The sequence below is a fragment of the Micromonospora sp. NPDC006766 genome (genome assembly GCF_040636055.1).
GTDB lineage: Bacteria > Actinomycetota > Actinomycetes > Mycobacteriales > Micromonosporaceae > Micromonospora.
In genome coordinates this window covers 1-1,208 of sequence record NZ_JBEYIX010000136.1, presented here as the reverse complement: position 1 = coordinate 1,208, position 1,208 = coordinate 1, and the positions used below count along the sequence as shown (strand labels likewise).

The 1,208-nt window shown below is 66.8% G+C and carries 2 protein-coding genes; both read left to right on the top strand.

Annotation, left to right across the window (positions count from 1 at the left end):
• Positions 1-68 precede the first annotated feature (68 nt).
• Positions 69-380 carry a transposase gene (locus tag ABZ671_RS32710; protein WP_357865437.1) on the top strand — a complete coding sequence of 104 codons (312 nt, stop codon included), beginning with the start codon at positions 69-71 and terminating at the stop codon, positions 378-380.
• Positions 377-1,208 (top strand): IS3 family transposase (locus ABZ671_RS32705; protein WP_357865434.1); only part of this gene is annotated, 832 nt, incomplete at its 3' end. The genes ABZ671_RS32710 and ABZ671_RS32705, both read left to right, overlap by 4 nt.

Below are 1,208 nucleotides of genomic sequence, written 5' to 3'. Positions count from 1 at the left end.
GTGAGGTTCCCCCGGTTACTCGGAGACTTTCGATCGTGGTCTTATAGGCCCTGACCAGGAGGTTCTCTGTGCCCGCCCCTCGTAAGTACCCGGACGAGCTGCGCCAGCGTGCGGTGCGGCTCTACCGGGAGTCCGACCCCAAACCGGTGATCAAGCGCCTGGCCGAGCAACTCGGTGTGCATCCCGAGGCGCTGCGCAACTGGATCCGGCAGGACCAGGCCGATCACGGTGAGCGCTTCGACCAGCCCACCACCGCCGAGACCGAGGAACTGCGCCGGCTCCGCAAAGAGGTCGCTGAGCTGCGCAGAGCCAACGAGATCCTCAAGGCCGCGTCCGCTTTTTTCGCATCGGAACTCGACCCGACCCGGCGACGGTCATGACGCTCGTGAGCGAGCTGCGCGACCGCTTCGGGGTCGAGCCCGTCCTCCGGGTCCTGAACATCGCACCGTCGACGTACTACGGCTGGCTGGCCCGCGAGGCCGCCCCTGGGCCACGAAAGGTCGAGGACCGCGGGCTGCTGTCGGAGATCGTCGACATCCACGACCGGTCCGGGCAGACCTATGGCAGCCCACGCGTGCACGCAACACTGCAACGCCGCGCCATCCGCGTCGGCCGCAAACGGGTCGAGCGGCTGATGCGCGAACACGACCTGCAGGGCGCGTTCCTGCGTAAGGGCTGGCGCGGCGGGTCCACCAAGCAGAACCCGAAGGCCGATCCGGCGCCGGACCTGGTCAACCGGAACTTCACCACCGACGCCCCGAACCGGCTGTGGGTGGCGGATGCGACCCGCATCGCCTGCGGGGACGGTGTGCTGTGGCTGGCCGCAGTCCGCGACGCGTTCTCCAACCGGATCGTGGGCTGGAAGACCTCCGACCGGTGCAACACCGACCTCGTCCTCGGCGCCTTGGAGTACGGGATCTGGTCGCGCGATGTGCGTGACGGACAGTTGATCCATCACAGCGACCGCGGGTCGACCTACACGGCGATCAAGTTCTCCGAACGCCTGGCAGACAACGGGATCCTGCCCTCGATGGGGTCCGTCGGCGACAGCTACGACAACGCGCTCATGGAGAACTTCTTCTCCACCTTGAAGATCGAACTGGTCTACCGATGCTCGTGGCGCACCCGCGACGAGGCGGAGAACGCGATCTTCGCCTACATCGACGGGTGGTACAACCGCGAACGCATCCAGAAGGACCTCGGCTGGC